The sequence below is a fragment of the Corynebacterium lizhenjunii genome (assembly GCF_011038655.2).
GTDB lineage: Bacteria > Actinomycetota > Actinomycetes > Mycobacteriales > Mycobacteriaceae > Corynebacterium > Corynebacterium lizhenjunii.
On the sequence record NZ_CP064954.1, the window covers coordinates 1,834,297 to 1,851,148 of the forward strand.

At 62.4% G+C, this 16,852-nt stretch carries 17 protein-coding genes; 3 read left to right on the forward strand and 14 right to left on the reverse strand.

Going from position 1 to position 16,852, the window contains the following annotated elements:
* The 10 genes from G7Y31_RS08615 to hemW all read right to left on the reverse strand — a co-directional run bounded on the left by G7Y31_RS08615 (position 1) and on the right by hemW (position 9,092).
* Positions 1 to 750, reverse strand: coding sequence for an isoprenyl transferase (locus G7Y31_RS08615; RefSeq protein WP_235922981.1), 750 nt, complete (start codon positions 748 to 750; stop codon positions 1 to 3).
* Positions 737 to 1,489, reverse strand: a complete 753-nt coding sequence (gene recO / locus G7Y31_RS08620) for a DNA repair protein RecO (protein ID WP_165009395.1) — start codon at positions 1,487 to 1,489, stop codon at positions 737 to 739. Before recO ends, G7Y31_RS08615 begins: the two co-directional genes overlap by 14 nt.
* Before the next feature lie 6 nt (positions 1,490 to 1,495).
* Positions 1,496 to 2,431, reverse strand: a complete 936-nt coding sequence (era, locus tag G7Y31_RS08625) for a GTPase Era (RefSeq protein WP_165009397.1) — start codon at positions 2,429 to 2,431, stop codon at positions 1,496 to 1,498.
* Between the two features lie 11 nt (positions 2,432 to 2,442).
* Entirely contained in the window at positions 2,443 to 3,294 is an 852-nt protein-coding gene (gene pdxY, locus G7Y31_RS08630; protein WP_165009399.1) for a pyridoxal kinase PdxY, read from the reverse strand.
* Positions 3,295 to 3,307: 13 nt separating this feature from the next.
* Entirely contained in the window at positions 3,308 to 3,925 is a 618-nt protein-coding gene (ybeY, locus tag G7Y31_RS08635) for an rRNA maturation RNase YbeY (protein WP_165009401.1), read from the reverse strand.
* Positions 3,926 to 3,928: 3 nt separating this feature from the next.
* Positions 3,929 to 4,909: a PhoH family protein gene (locus tag G7Y31_RS08640; protein WP_165009403.1), complete on the reverse strand. Its 981-nt coding sequence runs from the start codon at positions 4,907 to 4,909 to the stop codon at positions 3,929 to 3,931.
* Between the two features lie 10 nt (positions 4,910 to 4,919).
* Entirely contained in the window at positions 4,920 to 5,660 is a 741-nt protein-coding gene (locus G7Y31_RS08645; protein WP_165009405.1) for a 16S rRNA (uracil(1498)-N(3))-methyltransferase, read from the reverse strand.
* Positions 5,657 to 6,790 carry a molecular chaperone DnaJ gene (gene dnaJ / locus G7Y31_RS08650; protein WP_165009407.1) on the reverse strand — a complete coding sequence of 378 codons (1,134 nt, stop codon included), beginning with the start codon at positions 6,788 to 6,790 and terminating at the stop codon, positions 5,657 to 5,659. The genes G7Y31_RS08645 and dnaJ overlap by 4 nt, the downstream gene beginning before the upstream one ends.
* A 105-nt stretch (positions 6,791 to 6,895) precedes the next feature.
* The gene (gene hrcA / locus G7Y31_RS08655; protein WP_165009409.1) at positions 6,896 to 7,921 is read right to left on the reverse strand and encodes a heat-inducible transcriptional repressor HrcA; all 1,026 of its coding nucleotides are present in this window, start codon (positions 7,919 to 7,921) and stop codon (positions 6,896 to 6,898) included.
* A 10-nt stretch (positions 7,922 to 7,931) separates the two neighbouring features.
* Entirely contained in the window at positions 7,932 to 9,092 is a 1,161-nt protein-coding gene (gene hemW / locus G7Y31_RS08660) for a radical SAM family heme chaperone HemW (protein WP_165009411.1), read from the reverse strand.
* A 174-nt stretch (positions 9,093 to 9,266) separates the two neighbouring features.
* Between hemW and G7Y31_RS08665 the strand changes: the two genes are divergently transcribed.
* Both G7Y31_RS08665 and G7Y31_RS08670 read left to right on the forward strand, forming a co-directional pair.
* Positions 9,267 to 10,646, forward strand: a complete 1,380-nt coding sequence (locus tag G7Y31_RS08665) for a hemolysin family protein (protein ID WP_165009413.1) — start codon at positions 9,267 to 9,269, stop codon at positions 10,644 to 10,646.
* Positions 10,639 to 11,670, forward strand: a complete 1,032-nt coding sequence (locus G7Y31_RS08670) for a CNNM domain-containing protein (RefSeq protein ID WP_165009415.1) — start codon at positions 10,639 to 10,641, stop codon at positions 11,668 to 11,670. The genes G7Y31_RS08665 and G7Y31_RS08670 overlap by 8 nt, the downstream gene beginning before the upstream one ends.
* Before the next feature lie 7 nt (positions 11,671 to 11,677).
* On the opposite strand, the gene G7Y31_RS08675 is transcribed toward G7Y31_RS08670, so the two are convergent.
* Both G7Y31_RS08675 and G7Y31_RS08680 read right to left on the reverse strand, forming a co-directional pair.
* Positions 11,678 to 12,361: a hypothetical protein gene (locus G7Y31_RS08675; RefSeq protein ID WP_165009417.1), complete on the reverse strand. Its 684-nt coding sequence runs from the start codon at positions 12,359 to 12,361 to the stop codon at positions 11,678 to 11,680.
* Positions 12,362 to 12,527: 166 nt separating this feature from the next.
* Entirely contained in the window at positions 12,528 to 14,366 is a 1,839-nt protein-coding gene (locus tag G7Y31_RS08680; protein WP_165009419.1) for an AMP-dependent synthetase/ligase, read from the reverse strand.
* A gap of 145 nt (positions 14,367 to 14,511) precedes the next feature.
* Here G7Y31_RS08680 and G7Y31_RS08685 point away from each other — a divergent pair, with 145 nt between their 5' ends.
* Positions 14,512 to 16,563 (forward strand): 4-alpha-glucanotransferase, encoded by a 2,052-nt coding sequence (locus G7Y31_RS08685; protein ID WP_196823555.1) that lies wholly within the window; start codon positions 14,512 to 14,514, stop codon positions 16,561 to 16,563.
* Here the strand turns inward: G7Y31_RS08685 and G7Y31_RS08690 are convergent.
* Both G7Y31_RS08690 and G7Y31_RS08695 read right to left on the reverse strand, forming a co-directional pair.
* Positions 16,553 to 16,702 (reverse strand): hypothetical protein, encoded by a 150-nt coding sequence (locus G7Y31_RS08690; protein ID WP_165009421.1) that lies wholly within the window; start codon positions 16,700 to 16,702, stop codon positions 16,553 to 16,555. The two genes, G7Y31_RS08685 and G7Y31_RS08690, sit on opposite strands and share 11 nt — an antisense overlap.
* Entirely contained in the window at positions 16,692 to 16,844 is a 153-nt protein-coding gene (locus G7Y31_RS08695) for a hypothetical protein (protein WP_165009389.1), read from the reverse strand. The genes G7Y31_RS08690 and G7Y31_RS08695 overlap by 11 nt, the downstream gene beginning before the upstream one ends.
* Positions 16,845 to 16,852 lie beyond the last annotated feature (8 nt).

The following is a 16,852-nucleotide window of genomic DNA, read 5'->3' on the forward strand; positions in this document are numbered from 1 at the left end:
CTAAGCCTTACCGAAGCGGCGATCCCGGCGGGCGTACTCCTCCACCGCAGCGAAGAGGTCCTCCGGGCTGAAGTCCGGGAAGAGCTTGTCCTGGTAAATCATCTCCGCGTACGCAGATTGCCACAGCAAGAAATTCGAGGTCCGCTTCTCCCCGGACGGGCGGAGAAACAGGTCCACGTCCGGCATATCCGGGTCATAGAGGTGCTGTCCAATCAGCTCCTCATCAATCGCTGCGGGCGACAGCTGGCCGGCAGCCACCTTGGCGGCAATTTCGCGCACGCCGTCCACCAATTCCGCGCGCCCGCCGTAGTTGACGCACATGACCAAGGTCATGGCGGTGTTATCCTTGGTCAGCTCCTCTGCGGCTTCTAGCTCCTTAATAACGGAACGCCACAGGCGCGGCCGGTGGCCCGCCCACACCACGCGCACCCCGCGCTCGTGCAGCCACTGACGTTGGCGGCGCAGCACGTCGCGGTTAAAGCCCATCAAAAAGCGCACCTCCTGGGGGCTACGCCGCCAGTTCTCCGTGGAGAAGGCATAGGCCGACAGGTACGGGATACCCAGCGCCAGGCAAGCATCCACCACGTCGAGCAGCACGGCCTCTCCCCGCTTGTGCCCCTCCGTTCGCTCCATGCCGCGCTCCTGGGCCCAACGGCCATTGCCGTCCATCACTAGGGCCACGTGGCGGGGCAAAAACTCCACCGGGATCTGCGGCGGATGAAGAACACGATTGGGATCAGGCGTAGTCACGCCTGCCCATCTTACTGCCTTCATGCTCCAACACACTCAGCGCAGCCACCTTAGACTCAATGTGCCACTGCAGATGCGCCCTAGCTAGCCTGTGTCCCTGCGTCACCTGCTCTGGCGTCGCCTGCGAGTGGTAGCCCTGCAACAGCAGCCACAGGTGGTGGAGAGTCTCCGGGTCCACCTCCGCTGCCCCTGGGGGCCGACACTGCACGCACGCGGCCCCACCGACAGCCGGGTGGAAGGCGTGGTGCGGACCCGGGGCCTGGCAAGCCGCACACTCAAAGAGCTGCGGCGCCCAGCCGGCATGGCGCATGGACTGTAAAAGGAAGCGATCCAGGACCTGGGTGGGATCCTGGCGCTGGAAGGCAGCAAGGGCGGCCACGAGGGCATCGTAAAGATAGGGATCCTCATCAGCCTCCATCCCGCTGAGCTTTTCTGCAATCTCCAGGGCCGCGCAAGCGCAGGCGTAGCGGTCATAGTCTTCAATAATGCCCGCCCCAAAGTAGGCCAGCGTGTCCGCCTGGGTAATCGTGTGCAAGTTACGGCCCTGGTAGAACTGGACGTCCAGCTCCACAAAGTACTGCAGCCGGGAGCCAAAACGTGACTTGGCCCGGCGCACACCCTTGGCCACCGCACGCACCACACCGTGGGCGCGGGTGAGCAAGACGATCACGCGATCGGCCTCGCCAAAGTCATAGCTGCGAATGACCACGGCCCGGTCGCGGAAACTATCCCTGGCCACCGGCTTCTAGAACCCCAGGCGGCCTAAGAACTTCGGGTCCGACTGCCAGTTCTTTAACACCTTGATGCGCAGGTCCAAGTACACGTTTTGCCCCAGCAGGGCCATGATCTCCTTGCGAGCATTGCCCACTATGCGCCGGAAACGGCGGCCGTCCTTGCCCTCAATAATGCGCTGCTGGCCGGGGCGCTCCAAGTACATGATCGCGTGGATATTAAGCACTCCCGGGCGGTCCTCATCCGGGAGCATCTCATCAATATCCACCGCCACCGAGTGCGGCAGCTCGTCCTTCAACCCCGCCAAAGCTGCTTCACGGATAAGCTCTGCAATACGCTTTTCTACGTCCTCATCCGTGACGTGATCATCTGGGTAGAACTTAGGCCCCTCCGGCAGGGCGTCGCGGATAACGCCCACCAGCTCTTCTAACTGCACCTGCTCCACGGCGGAGACCGGGATGACCACCGCGTCTTCATCGTGAGAGCTAAGCAGCTGGTGCAGCTCCAGCAGCTGGGCACCCACCTGGTCCCGGGTGCCCTTATCCAACTTGGTCACAATCCCAATAATTTTGGTCTTGGGCGCGACCTGGCGCACGTTTTCTAAAATCCACCGGTCACCGGGCCCAATCTTTTCATCCGCGGGAATGGTCAACCCAATGACGTCAACATCCGCGTAGGTTTCCTTGACCACGGCGTTAAGGCGCTCGCCCAGCAAAGTGCGCGGGCGGTGCAGGCCCGGGGTATCCACCACCACGATCTGGCAGTCATCCCGGTGCACCAGGCCACGGATAGTGTGGCGGGTGGTCTCCGGCTGGTCCGCTGTAATGGCAATCTTTTGCCCCACCAGCGCATTAGTCAGAGTGGACTTGCCGGTGTTGGGGCGTCCGACAAAGGAAACGAAACCGGAGCGGAAGCCCTCCGGGGTATCAAGGAAACTATGCGAATTCATTAGGCCTTAGCTTACCCCAGCTCTTGGACCTCAAACTGCAGGCGCGGGGAGGCAAAGTACTCTTGCGACTCAATCAGAGCCAGCTCAGTGGCCTCTGCCTCATAGGTCAGCTGCAGCAGGTCAAAGATGGAGGAGGCAGTGCGCGCCAGCGCCAGCTGAGCGTCGCGGGTGGCGGTGTAGTGGCCGGTAAACAACGCAGCGGTCACATCCCCGGAGCCATTGCGCTTAAACGGCAGGCGCGGGGTGGCCACCAGGTAGGCACGCTGGCCATCTACCGCCAGCATCTCAATGGAATCCTCCGGGGTCTGCGGGCGCAGCACCGAGGTCACCAACACCGTGCGCGGGCCAATCTCCTGGGCCGCGCGGACGGCCTCTAAGGTTTGCTCCAGGGTGGTGGTCTCCTGGCCCGTCAAGAAACCCAGCTCAAACTGGTTGGGGGTGATGATGTCTGCAACCGGCACCACCTTATCGCGCAGCAGCGGCGGGATTTCATCTGAAACAAAACAGCCAGACTTGGCGTTGCCCATCACCGGATCGCAAGCATAGAGAGCATTCGGATTAGCCTCCTTGACGCGACGCACGGTCTCCACAATCGCCCCAGCAATATCCGCACCACCCTGGTAGCCAGACAGCACCGCGTCCACCTGCTCCAGCGCCCCGCGGCGCTCAAGGCCATCGACAATCGCCGTGACCTCACTGGCCGGGGTCAGCGGCCCGCCCCAGTCGCCGTAACCGGTGTGATTAGAAAAATTGACGGTGTGGATGGGCCACACCTCATGGCCTGCTCGTTGCAGCGGAAAGACGGCGGCCGAGTTGCCCACGTGGCCAAAAGTCACGTGCGACTGGATGGAAAGGATATTCATGGCGCTTATCTTCCTACGCCTGCCCTGGTTGCTGCAAGCTCTCCCCCAACGCGGGGATCCCCCCGCCGGGGACCTGCTTGTCTAACTCGGCACGCTCGGCGGCATCAGGGAAAGCCTTTGGCCCGCTGGGCTTAGGCTGGTAACTTACCCCCCGCGCCGCGAGGTCATCATACCAATCCGCCAGCAGCTCATTCTGCAGGCCGAACATCTCCTTCTCCTCCGCCGGGGTGACATGGTCATAGCCCAAAAGATGCAGACAACCATGCACCGTCAGCAGCGCCAGCTCATGGCCCAAGGAATGCCCGGCGGCCTCTGCCTGGCGCAGGGCAAACTCGGGGCACAGCACAATATCGCCCAACATGGCAGGGCCGGGCTCGGGGGTATCGGGACGCCCCGCCCCAGACATGCCCGGGGTGAGCTCATCCATGGGGAAACTCATCACGTCCGTGGGGCCTTCCAAGTCCATCCACCGCACGTGCAGATCCGCCATGGTCTCCACGTCCACCGCGGTAATGGTGCACTCAGCATCCGGGTGGACGTCCATGCGCCCAAAAGCAAAGGAGGCGACATCAATCAGCATCTCCTCATTGACGCCCCCAAAACCGCACTCGTTAAGAAACTCAATGCTCATCGTCTAGTCCTTCCCAGCTTCCTCAACTGCCCGGGCCTGCTCGGCCGCGTCATACGCGCTGACAATCCGGCTGACCAATCCGTGGCGCACCACGTCCGCAGAGCCCAAGTCCGCAAAATGTATATCCGGTATCCCCTCTAAAATCCGGCGCACTGCTTTGAGCCCAGAGACTTGACCGCGCGGCAAATCCACCTGAGAGACATCCCCGGTTACCACCATCGTGGTGCCAAAACCCAGACGGGTGAGGAACATCTTCATCTGCGCGGCGGTGGTGTTTTGGGCCTCATCCAAGATCACAAAGGCATCATTGAGCGTGCGCCCGCGCATATACGCCAGCGGGGCGACCTCAATGATCCCGGATTCCATCAGCTTCGGGATCATCTCCGGATCCAGCATGTCCCGCAGGGCATCATACAGCGGGCGCAAATAGGGGTCGATCTTATCGCCCAAAGTACCGGGCAAAAAGCCCAGCTTCTCCCCAGCCTCAACCGCCGGACGGGTCAGAATAATGCGGCTGACCTGCTTGGCCTGCAAAGCCTGCACCGCCTTGGCTACCGCCAGGTACGTCTTGCCCGTACCGGCTGGGCCCACCCCGAAAACCACCGTGTGCTCATCAATCGCCTGCACATACTGCGCCTGGCCCAGCGTCTTCGGACGCACCGCCTTGCCGCGGCGGGTCACAATGTCCGCCGCCAGGCGCGCGGAAACAGATTCCGGAGCCTCCACGCTGACCAGCTCCACCGTGTGTTTAACCGCCTGCGCAGAGACCGCGTGCCCGCGGCGGGCCAGGGACTCCAGCTCTTCTACCGCGCGCACCGCCCGGGCGACCTCAAAATCAGGGCCCGTGATGGACACAGTGGTCCCGCGGGCAAAAAGATCGGCATCTAGCACATTGTTTAGTACTCGGAGGTTCTCATCCGCCGTGCCCAGCACGGTGGCCACGTGGGCGGGGTTGAGCTCAACATTTCTGCTAATAATTGGCACGGCTACCAATCTACCAGCGGGTTGTCCGCACCCCAATCGCCGCCAGGGCCACCATGGCCGCCGCTGCGGTGCGCACCACCTGCGGGCCCAACTTCACCGCCTGCCCCGGCAAGGCCGCAAGCTCATCACTGCCGATGCCCCCTTCCGGGCCCACCACCAGTACCACCACGTCCGCATCCAGGTCCACGTCCTTGATGCCTTGAGTGGCTTCCTCATGAAGCACATAGACCACCGCGCCCTCATCACAGCGGCACTGCAACTCCTGAGCCAACTGCGCGGTAGTCAACGGCCCGGATACCTCCGGCACCCGCGCCCGTCGCGCCTGCTTAGCAGCAGCCTGGGCCGCAGCCTGCCACTTGGCTAGGGCCTTCGGAGCCTTCTTGGCATCCCACTTGGCCACGCAACGCTGCGCCTGCCAGGCAATAATCTCATCCGCCCCGGCCTGCGTGGCCAGATCCACGGCCAGCTCGGCACGCTCTGACTTCGGTATTGCCTGGACCACCACCACCTGCGGCCGTGGCAGCTCCTCGTGGGCTACCTCCTCCACGGTGCCCACCAGCACATCCTTGCCCCGGACCTCGGTGACGCTAACAGTGGCGGTGCGCCCGGCGGAATCGGCAAACTGCACCTGCTCGCCCGGAGCAATGCGCTTGACGGTTACCGCGTGGCGGCCCTCTGCCCCATCAATGCCCACCGGCTGGCCAGGCTGCGCGCCACGTAAATCCGGGTGGCGGAACACCGGCAGGCTCATCGGCGGAACTTCGCGCGAATCCGGTCGAAGAAGGACTCTTCTTCGTCTTCCGTATGCACCGCCGCACCATGCTGGGAGACCTTGCGCACCTGCTCCAACAACTCGCGGGTGGTGGCGTCAAGCTCCGTGGGCACCTGCACATCAACGTGGGCATAAAGGGTACCCCGGCCTTGGGAACGCACGCGGGTAAAGCCGGCATCGGCAAGCTCAATGGCCTGGCCTGGCTGGGTGCCTGGAGCGATCTCGATGGTCAGCTCCTCGCCGTCCAAATGCTGCAGGGTCAAGCTGGTGCCCAGGGCGGCATCCACCATGGGCACACGGATGGTCACATGCAGATCATCCCCATCGCGCTCAAAGACGCGGTGGCGCTGGGTATGGACCTCCACATACAGATCGCCGGCAGGCCCGCCGCCGTGGCCAACCTCACCCTGGGAGGCCATGCGGATGCGCATGCCATCGCGGATACCGGCCGGGATATTAATGGTCAGATCACGGCGCTTCTTCACCCGGCCATCCCCACCGCACTGGGGGCAAGGATTAGGGATGGTCTCCCCAAAACCCTGGCACTGCGGGCAATCATGGGTGGTCATCACATTGCCCAGGAAGGAGCGTTGCACAGACTGCACCTGGCCGGCGCCCCCGCAACCGGAACACGTCACCGGCTTGGAACCATCAGCCGAGCCCGCCCCATGGCAGTTATCGCACAGCACCGCCGTGTCCACGGTGACAGAGCGCTTCACACCACTAAACGCCTCCTCCAGAGTCACCGCGGTACGCAACAGCGCGTCGCTGCCCGGCTGCACCCGCGACCGCGGACCCCGAGTGCCCGCCCCGCCACCGCCGAAGAACTCCGCAAAAATATCACCCAACCCCCCGGAACCAAAGCCGGAGAAACCGCCCGCGCCCTGCTGGTCTAGCGGATCCCCACCCTGGTCCACAATTGCGCGCTTATCCGGGTCCAGCAGCACCTCCTGCGCCACGGAAATCTCCCGGAACTTCTCTGCCGCCTCCTCATCTCCCGGGTTGACGTCGGGGTGGTATTTGCGGGCCAGCTTGCGGTAGGCCTTCTTAATCTGCTGCTCCGTGGCGTCCTTTTCTACGCCCAGGATGCCATAGTAATCACGTGCCACTGTGAAAAATCAGTCCTTTTGCTCGAAAATCTAGTGGTGAATTCTAGTGTTGAGAACTAGTGAGGAATTAAAGCTTAAAGCAGTCTACTCGCCGGCGGGGCTAGATTATTCACCGGCCACAATATCGCCCACGTACCGTGCAACAGCACTGACCTTAGAAATTGTTCCCGGGTAGTCCATAAATGTCGGCCCCACCACCGCCATGCCGCCCAAAGGCCTAGCGCTGCCATACGCAGTGGCCACCACGGAGGAACTACGCAGCCGGTCCTCTTCGTGTTCCTCGCCGATAACCACGGAGACATTACCCAACTCCGGCAAGTTGCTCAGCAGCTTAAGCACCACTACCTGCTCCTCCATGGCCTCGATGATGCCGGGCAGGCCCTGCAAGAAATCCTGGGTTACCCGGGTCAGGTTGGAAGCTCCGGCGATAATCAGCCTGTCTGAGGGCTGCTCCACCAAGGTGTGCATGAGGGTAGTGGCACATTTGAGCACGTGGCGGGCGATGTCCGGGGGTGCTTGTTCCATCAGGGAGGTCAACTCCACGGAGGCCTGCACCATGGTCTTTCCCACCAAGGCGTTATTGAGCACCTCGCGCAGGTGGTGGACCTGCTCGACATCAATGAGGGCGTCTAGTTCCACGTTGCGCTGGTCTACCCGGCCATTGTCCGTAATCAGCACCAGCAGCAGGCGCACGGGAGATAGCGCCACCACCTCGCAGTGGCGCACCCGGGAGACCTCCAAATTGGGCAGGGCCACCACTGCGGCCTGCTTGGTCAGCTGTGCCAACAAGCGCACGGAGCGGCGCAGAATATCTTCGAGGTCAACGCCTTCTTCCAAAAAGGAGATAATGGCAGCGCGCTCGGCGCGGCTTAGCGGCTTGACGTCTTCGATATTATCCACGAACTGCCGGTAGCCGGCCTGCGTGGGGACGCGGCCAGAAGACGAGTGCGGCTGGGCAATGAGGCCTGCTTCCTCCAAGACCGCCATGTCATTGCGAATGGTCGCGCTGGAAACACCCAGTTGGTGGCGCTCCAGCAACGCCTTGGACCCCACCGGGGCCTGGCTAGCGATAAAGTCCGAGACAATGGCGCGCAGGACTTCCTTACGGCGGGCTTCGGTAGTGCTAGACATGGCCTCTACTCTACGCAGTTGGCGTTGCGTGCGGAGATTCTTCCGCCAGGAGCAGGTCTGTGATGATGCCGTCCGCCAGCAGCCTGCCCGGCTTGGTCAGCCGCAGGTGGCCTTGCTCCAGCTCCAGCAGGCCGCGGGCAATGTAGTGACGTTGCGTGTCTGCCGATGCCCCATCCAGCCACCCCTGCGGAATCCCTTCGCGCAGGCGGAGGCCCAGCATGATTTTTTCCGTATGGCGGTCGGTAGCGGTGAGGGTTTCTTCCTCCGCGATGGGCAGCTGCCCCGCGGCCAGGGTCTCGATGTAGCGACGCGGGTGCTTAAGGTTAAAGAAACGCCGTTGGCCCAGGTGGGAGTGGGCGCCGGGTCCAGCGCCCCACCAGTCGCCATCTTGCCAGTAGATGCGGTTGTGTTCACAGCGCCCGCCCTCGAGGGCCCAATTGGAGACCTCATACCACTGGTAGCCGTGGCCCTCCAGGCGCTGGGCTATGAGCTCATAACGCCGGGCCAGCACGTCTTCATCCGGGGCGGGTAGCAGTCCCTTATGCACTTTGCGGGCCATGCGGGTGCCGTCTTCGACAATGAGCGAGTAGGCAGAAACGTGGTCTACCCCGGAGTCTAAGACCAGGTCTAGGGTGTGGTGGACATCGGCATCACTTTCACCTGGGGTGCCGTAGATCATGTCCAAGTTCACGTGGTCAAAGCCCGCTTCCCGCGCCTGGCGCACAGCCGCAAAGGCGCGCCCCGGGGTATGGGCGCGCTCTAACACGGCAAGGACATGGCTAGCGGCAGACTGCATGCCCAGGGAGATGCGGGTGAATCCGGCTTCCCGCAGGCCTGCAAAAAACTCTGGGGAGGTTGATTCCGGGTTGGATTCGGTGGTGACTTCCGCGTCTGGGGCCAGGCCAATGGTGCGGCGGGCGGTGGACAGTATGCGTGCCAGACCTTGCGCACCCAGCAGTGACGGAGTGCCACCGCCTATGAACACTGTCTGGGCTTGGCGCCCGTCCACCTGCGCAGCTGCCAATTCGAGTTCCCTATCCAGAGCGTCGAGGTAGCCAGAAACTAAGTCCTGGCCACCGAGTTCCCCCGGGGTATAAGTGTTAAAGTCGCAATATCCGCAGCGCGTGGCGCAGAAAGGGACGTGGATATACAGCCCAAAGTCAGCGGTCATAGCAAAACACCCTAGCGTGCGTGTACTGTGTTTCTCATCTTTTATCGTTTCTCACCTTCTACTTCCCCATACGTTATCTGAATGAAAGGCACTGCCCCGGTGGAACCTCCGAGTCGAAGTCCCCGTTTCTCCGCCCACACGCACCCGCTTTTGGCGCGAAACGGGGAATAACTTATGTGGTCTGCAGTACTCATGATTGCGGCGGGCGTCGCCGTGATCGCGCTCATCATCGTGGCCAACGCCTACTTCGTGGCCCAAGAATTTGCCTTCATGTCCGTGGACCGTGCCACCTTGCGCACCATGGCAGCCCAAGGGGACAAGCAAGCCCAGCGCGCCCTGGGCATCACCAAGCGAACGTCCTTCATGCTCTCCGGGGCACAACTGGGCATCACGGTCACCGGCCTGTTGATTGGCTACGTGGCCGAGCCACTGGTGGGTCAGGGACTGGGCACCCTGCTGGGCGGGGTGGGAGTTCCCGCCACCATTTCGGTTACCGTGGGCACCGTATTGGCCCTGGCGTTTTCCACAGTGGCCACCATGATCTTTGCGGAACTCTTTCCGAAGAACTACACCATCGCCGCCCCCACAAAGTCAGCGCTCTTCCTCGCCGGCTCCACACAGTGGTACCTGAAAATTTTTGGTCCGCTGATCCACTTCTTTGAGTACTCCTCCAACGCGCTGCTGCGGCTGGTGGGCATTGAACCAGTAGAGGACGTAGATTCTTCCGCGACCACAGATGACTTGGAGTCCATCGTGGACGCCTCCCATGAAACGGGTGACTTGGATGAGGAAACCTACATGGTGCTCGACCGCCTACTGGATTTTCCGGACCATGACACCGGCCACGCGATGATCCCGCGCTCCCGGGTCGATGTGGTAGACCCTGAGACCACCATTGAGCAGGTACGCCAGCTCATGGCCACTAGCCACACTCGCTATCCCGTTATTGATGGAGAGCACAATCCCATTGGTGTGGTGCACCTCTATGACGTGCTCGAAACTGAGTTAGAACCCAGCCGTCCGGTAACTGAGCTGATGCAAGAACCAGTGGTGGTCCCCGAGCTGATGTCCCTACCAGATACGGTGCGTCAGCTGCGCGAATCCGGCTCGAAGCTAGCGTGCGTGATTGATGAATACGGCGGCTTCGTGGGCATTGTCACCATGGAGGACTTGGCCGAGGAGATCCTGGGCGATGTCACAGACGAACATGACTTGGAAGAATCTGAGGAGATCACCGAGCAAGACGAGTCGCACTGGATAGTCGATGGCGATACGCCCATCGATGAGATAGAGCGTGCCATTGGCCACGACCTGCCTGCGGGAGACTACGAGACCGTGGCGGGCCTACTCATCGCCCACTCCTCTTCCCTACCGGAAGAAGGCGAGGAGCACGTCATCGACCTGGAGGCGGAGCCGGAGGATTGGGTGGAAGGCGATGAGGCCCCCTTGCGCAAGCTGCGCGTGCGCGTGGAAGAAATAGACCGGCATGTGCCCTCCTCCCTGGCACTAGAGCTGGTAGAAGTAGACCGCGACGAGGAGGCCAACCATGACTAATCTGCTGCTTACCATCCTCATCATTATTGCCTCCGCGTTCTTTGTGGTCATCGAGTTTTCCCTGATGGGTGCAAAACGCAACCGGCTGGAAGAAACCGCGGAAACCTCCCGGGCTTCCCGTGCCGGCCTGCGCTCCCTCAACGAGTTGACCATCATGCTTGCCGGTGCCCAGTTGGGCATTACCGCGGCTACATTCCTGTTGGGCGCGGTAACCAAGCCGTGGGTACACCACTTACTCATGGGCCCACTAGAAGCCATTGGGTTGCCGGTGGCTATCGCCGATGTGGCCTCCTTCATCCTGGCGCTCTTCATTGTCACCTTCTTGCACCTGGTTATCGGAGAGATGGCGCCTAAGTCCTGGGCCATTGCCCACCCAGAGACCGCCCTGCAAGTCATTGCGGTGCCCGCTCGCGGCTTTATCTGGCTCTTCCGCCCCTTGCTGGTGTGGATCAACACCGTGGCCAATCGCATGGTGCGCCGTGCGGGCGAGGAACCGGTAGACCGGGCGGGGGCTGGCGGCTATGACGTCAATACTCTGCGGTCCCTGGTGGAGCACTCGCGCCTAACCGGGGCTATGGATGATGATTCCGCCAACCAGATCACCGGCGTGATTAATTTAGAGAACTCCACGGCCGGGGCCTTGGCCCGCGAGCATGGCTCTGAGATTGTGCCCTTGCCTTCCGATGCCACTGTGGCCGACCTCCAGGACCTGGTGCGCCGCAAGCACATCATGCGAGTGCTGATTTTTGCCAAGGGTTCGCGCATTCCGCGCACGGTGCATGTACGCGATACGCTGCTGGCGCCGCCAAATGCGCGCGCCCTGGATTTTAGCCGCCCAGCCCTGTCGGTGGCTGGCTCCACCACGGTGGCCCATACCCTCGACCACATGCGCGCTCGCGGCGAGCAACTGGTGGTCGTTGGCCGCGCAGAGAAGGATAATGCCGTGTGGATTTTGACGTGGGATGACATCATGGGCCAGTTGTGGCCGCAAATTACGCAGCAGCTCGATCAGGCGGGCAGCTAGGAAGAATCTAGGCCGTCTGGCCCTTCTTGCGGGCGGCGGCACGCTTGGCTGCCACCTTGGCCACGATGGCATTGATACGGGCACGCTCCTCCAGGAACGGCGGCGGGTTATGCCCGCGCATGGTGCGCACATACGCCGGGTTGGAGCGTGCCACAGTGTGCAGCCACCCCTCCACGGCAACCACCACGGACTGCCCGGAGCGGCGGTAGAGCTGGGGCAAGGAGATCATGTCCAGGTTGCGGGCCACGGCATCGGTCTGCTCAAGCACGTAGTCCACCATTTCGCGCAGATACGTCAGCACGGTGTCTGTGCGCCCGCGCAGCGCGTAGGCCAGCTCCGAAATCACCTGCGGGCCTTCCAAGGGGAACTTCAGCTCCAGGGTGCGGGCGGTGACATCGCGCGGGGGCTCAATATCGAACTCCCCTGTCACCGCGGCTGAAATGGTGCCGGCGCGGACCCCGGACACCAGGGCTTGGCGCAAGCCAATGAGCTCGCCCACCACGCGGCCGGAATCCCGGCGGGCGTCATCGACAATCTCCCCCAGTTCCGCCAGGCAGTCAATCGCTAGCTCGGCATCCCAGTCCTCAATGGCTTCGATGAGGTGCTCGATGTATTCAACTACTTCATCGCCGATGTTGTAGATCTCTTGGGTGAGCTCGCGGTGGCGTAGCTCGGCGGCTAGTTTGTGCACCCCGTGGGCTCCTTCCTGAAAGAGATCAGCAACTAGCCCCAACCTGAACTTCAGGTTGAGACTTTGTGTAACGGAATGCAACTCTATGCCACGTTGAGCCCGTGCCCCGGATGACACTCCGAAGCTTTTCACAGGAATGTTGCGCACCCCACCGCAGCAGCAGGAGCTAGCCCCGCTTGTAGAGGTGATTGATGGCGCTGGCGTAGCGTTGCGCCACCACGTTGCGCTTGACCTTCATGGTGGGGGTGAGCTCGTTTTCCTCCTCCGTCAAGTCGGTTTCTAGAATGTAGAACTTCTTAATGCCCTCCGCCTGCGACACGGTGGCATTGACCTGGTTGACGGCGTCTTGGATTTCTGCCCGCAGGGCGGCATCCGTGGCCAGCTCTTTGAGCGAACGCGACTCCGGAATGTTGTGGTCCAAACGCCAGCGCCTGAGCGCTTCCTCATCCAAAGTCACCAGCAGCCCGATAAATGGCTTGCCGTCACCGACCACCATGGCCTGAGAAATCAGGGGGTGCCCGCGCAAAATGTCCTCCATGGGGCCAGGAGAGACATTCTTGCCACCGGCGGTGACAATCAAGTCCTTCTTGCGCCCGGTAATAATCAGCTTGCCGTCATCATCTAGCTCGCCTAAGTCTCCGGTGTTATACCAGCCATCTTCCATGGCCTCCGCAGTGGCCTCTGGGTTATTCCAGTAGCCATCGAAGACAATATCGCCTTTGATCAGAATCTCGCCGTCTTCATTAATGCGGATGGTCACTCCCTCCAGCGGCGGGCCCACAGTGCCAATGCTCTGATCAACGAAGTCCACACAGGCTGCTGCCGCAACCTCAGTGAGCCCATAGCCTTCATAGATGGGCACCCCGATGCCGCGGAACCAGTGCAGCAGGTCCTTGCTCATGGCCGATCCGCCGGTGATGCAATACTTCACCGAACCGCCCACCCCGGCGCGAATCTTGGAGTAGACCAGGCGGTCAAAGACCTTGTGGCGGGCCACAAGCGTCTTCGAGGGGCCATCCGGGGTATCCAGGGCCTTGGAGTACTCAATTGCAGTGGCTTCGGCAGCAGCAAACATGCCGCGCTTGATGGCCCCGCCATCGGCTGCCTTAGCGGCCGCAGAGTTGCGGACCTTTTCAAACACGCGCGGCACGCCCAAAATCAGGTTCGGCCGCGAGCGGGCGAACTCGATGGAAATGGTAGAAAAGTCTGACCAGTGGTTCTGGGAGGCCCCGCCCACGGTAACCGCCAGGGACACCGCCCGCGCCAGGACGTGGGCCAGGGGCAGGAATGTCAGCACATGCGCCCCCGGAACGGCAATGGCACCAATGGGGTTGGTTAGCAGGCCACGCACCTGGGCCAGCCAGTTGCGGTGGGTAATCATGCAGCCCTTGGGTCGGCCGGTGGTACCGGAGGTATAGACCAGGGAGGCCAGGTCTTCGGTGGTGGTGGAGTCAATCCGCTCCCACACCTGCTCATCGCTAACCTCGCGCCCCTCGAACTTCAGGGTGTCCACGGCGGAGGAATTAATCTCTAGGATCCGGCGCAACTTCGACGGCGACCCTTTAATGCCGGGCTCGCCGTCTTCGCCCACCACCAGGTGGCGCATGAGTTCAGAGTGATCCCGGGTTTCCGTGATCGCCAGCACCGTGCCGGAATCTTCGATAATCCACTGGATTTGCGACAGCGAAGAAGAGGGATAAATGGGCACCGACACCGCCCCGGCGGCCCAGATGGCGTAGTCGAACAGCGTCCACTCATAGCGCGTGGCAGCCAGCAGCGCCACGCGGTCGCCCTTGCCCACGCCAGCGGAAATAATGCCCTTGGCCACGTCGAATACTTCTGCCACAAATTCTTTGGCGGTGACATTGACCCATTCATAGTTAGCCGGGCGGGTAAACATCACCCCGTGCGGGCGGGCTTTGGCGGTATCCATCATGGCGGTGAGGCAGGTTTCTCCTGGCTCAATGTCAAATGGCGCGGGGGTATGGGATTCCTGCAAGCTCATGGGAACCGTCCTTTCACAGCTTCAGGTATGACTTGTTCAGGCATAGCTTTTCTACACACCTTAGCAAGGACGCCTGCGCCCCCCGAACGGCAATTCACCGGACAAGTTGGCTGCCGTGGCACAATACCGTGGCACAATACGAGGGGTGACCAATGTTGATTTGATCTCCCAGCTCGCCTCCCGTTACGGCGTGGCCACCGGCTATACTTCCGCCGGCGGCGAGTACATGACCACCCCCATGTCCTCGCTCCTGTTTACCCTCAACGCCCTGGGAGTGCCGGTCAGTTCCCAGCCCAGTGATGAGGAGCTGACCGGGCTGCTCTACGCGGAGTACCTAGAGCGCTCCTCTACTCCACTGCCTGCGTGCGTGGTGGCCCAAGAAGGCGTGGCCAAGGAGTTCGCCGTCCATGTCCACCACGGGGATCCTGCCCGGCTGCGTATTGCGCTCGAAGGCGGCGGGGAGGCCTTTCCAGTGCAGGGGACTAACGATGCCCCTCCGGCCGATGTCGCAGGCACGCTGTGGGGGGAGGCAACCTTCGCCCTGCCTACCGACCTGCCGCTGGGTTACCACACCCTGCATCTAGATTCCCCTGGCACCGGCACGCAGTCCTGCCCGCTGATTATCACGCCTCAGCGCCTGAGTACTACTGCCAGCCTGCTGGAGCACCCGCGCTCCGGAGTGATGGCGCAGCTGTATTCAGTGCGCTCGCGGCAGTCTTGGGGCATGGGAGACTTCCACGATCTGGGCGAGCTTGCCGCCACCACCGCGCAGGCAGGCGCGGACTTCCTGCTAATTAACCCGCTCCACGCTGCGCAGGCAGTCCCGCCGGTGGAAGACTCGCCCTACCTGCCTACCTCGCGGCGCTACATCAACCCGATCTACTTGTGCATTGAGGACATCCCGGAGCTCGCGCAGCTGAGCGCTACAGACCGGGCCACCGTCACCTCCCTGGCGGCCTCCATGCGCCGGCGCAATCGCAGCGCGGACCACATTGACCGGGCGGAGATTTACGCAGCAAAGCTCCAGGCCCTGCATCTACTCTTCGCGGTGGACTTTAGCCCGGAGCGGGCGCAGGCTTTTGGCCAGTATTGTGCCCGGGAGGGCCAGGCCTTGCATGACTTTGCGCGGTGGTGTGCCGAGGCCGCAGGGGCCCAGTCTGCCGATGCCCTCGATTACCTCACCAGCTTCTACCAGTGGTTGCAGTTCCTCTGCGACGAGCAATTGGCCGCCGCGCAGTCGCAGGCGAAAGAGGCTGGCATGTCCATTGGACTCATGACGGACCTCGCGGTAGGGATCCACCCGGGCGGGGCAGAGTCGGTGAGCCTGGCTGATTACCTGGCCCCGGCGGCATCGGTAGGCGCCCCACCGGATGAGTACAACCAACTAGGCCAAGACTGGTCGCAACCACCGTGGCACCCGCGCCGCCTGGCAGAAGCCGGCTACCAGCCGTGGCGGGAGCTCATCGCCACCGTGCTGCGCAACGCGGGCGGGGTGCGCGTGGACCACATCTTGGGGCTGTTCCGCCTGTTTTGGATCCCACGGGGCCGTACCCCCGCTGCGGGCGCATATGTCTCCTATGACTGGGAGGCGCTGCTAGGAGTGCTCACACTGGAGGCTGAGCGCGCCGGCGCCGTGCTGGTGGGTGAGGACCTGGGCACCCTGGAGCCGTGGGTACTTGATGCTTTGGCCTCCCGTGGGGTGCTGGGCACTGCGGTGTTGTGGTTTGAGCACGCCGCTGACCACTCCCAGCCCCTAGCGCAGCAAGATTACCGTGCCCTCGCCCTGGGATCTGCGGGCACACACGATCTGCCCCCCACGCTAGCCTATCTGGCCGGGGAGCACATTACCCTGCGTGCCGCGCTCGGCCTGCTGGCCCGCCCGGCGCAAGAAGAACTTGCCGCCGAGCGCCAGTGGATGGACCGGGTGCTCGCGCTGGCAGCCGCAGGCGCCACGGAGCCGGAGGAGCAGTTGGTGGAGATCCACCGCTTCATTGCCGGCACGCCGTGTGCGCTCACGTGCACCAATCTGGTGGACCTGGTGGGGGATCGCCGCGCGCAGAATATGCCGGGTACTACCCATGAGCTCTACCCCAATTGGTGCGTGCCGCTGACCGATGCCGCCGGCCAGCCGGTGCTCCTCGAGGATCTGCCGGGGTTGCGCCTGTGGCAGAAGGTGGCCCAGGCCTCTAGGCGATAAGCCCCACCAGGGCGGCGATGAGGATCAGTGCAAACATCGCCCACAGGGTCAGCGATACTCGGGATTTAGGCAGGGCGCGCTTGCGGGGCTGCGCGGGGCGCTGCGGGTCCCACAGCCCTTCACGGGGATCACTGTGCATGGTGGTCCATCTTACGCCGGTGGGCAGCGACCTTATCGACGGCCCACATCAACACCCAGGCCAGCGCGATGAGCACCGGCACCAGGGTGAGCAGCACGACCGCCATTTGCACCACCGCGGGGGCTTGCACCAACCATTCCATGCCGGCCA

What these genes read in the sequence shown, in the direction of transcription:
- G7Y31_RS08665 (WP_165009413.1), top strand. Translation starts at nt 9,267, where the DNA reads ATGTGGTCTGCAGTACTCATGATTGCGGCGGGCGTCGCCGTGATCGCG.
- G7Y31_RS08645 (WP_165009405.1), bottom strand. Translation starts at nt 5,660, where the DNA reads ATGAGCCTGCCGGTGTTCCGCCACCCGGATTTACGTGGCGCGCAGCCT.
- G7Y31_RS08670 (WP_165009415.1), top strand. Translation starts at nt 10,639, where the DNA reads ATGACTAATCTGCTGCTTACCATCCTCATCATTATTGCCTCCGCGTTC.
- pdxY (WP_165009399.1), bottom strand. Translation starts at nt 3,294, where the DNA reads ATGAATATCCTTTCCATCCAGTCGCACGTGACTTTTGGCCACGTGGGC.
- G7Y31_RS08680 (WP_165009419.1), bottom strand. Translation starts at nt 14,366, where the DNA reads ATGAGCTTGCAGGAATCCCATACCCCCGCGCCATTTGACATTGAGCCA.
- ybeY (WP_165009401.1), bottom strand. Translation starts at nt 3,925, where the DNA reads ATGAGCATTGAGTTTCTTAACGAGTGCGGTTTTGGGGGCGTCAATGAG.
- era (WP_165009397.1), bottom strand. Translation starts at nt 2,431, where the DNA reads ATGAATTCGCATAGTTTCCTTGATACCCCGGAGGGCTTCCGCTCCGGT.
- hrcA (WP_165009409.1), bottom strand. Translation starts at nt 7,921, where the DNA reads ATGTCTAGCACTACCGAAGCCCGCCGTAAGGAAGTCCTGCGCGCCATT.
- hemW (WP_165009411.1), bottom strand. Translation starts at nt 9,092, where the DNA reads ATGACCGCTGACTTTGGGCTGTATATCCACGTCCCTTTCTGCGCCACG.
- G7Y31_RS08695 (WP_165009389.1), bottom strand. Translation starts at nt 16,844, where the DNA reads ATGGAATGGTTGGTGCAAGCCCCCGCGGTGGTGCAAATGGCGGTCGTG.
- G7Y31_RS08690 (WP_165009421.1), bottom strand. Translation starts at nt 16,702, where the DNA reads ATGCACAGTGATCCCCGTGAAGGGCTGTGGGACCCGCAGCGCCCCGCG.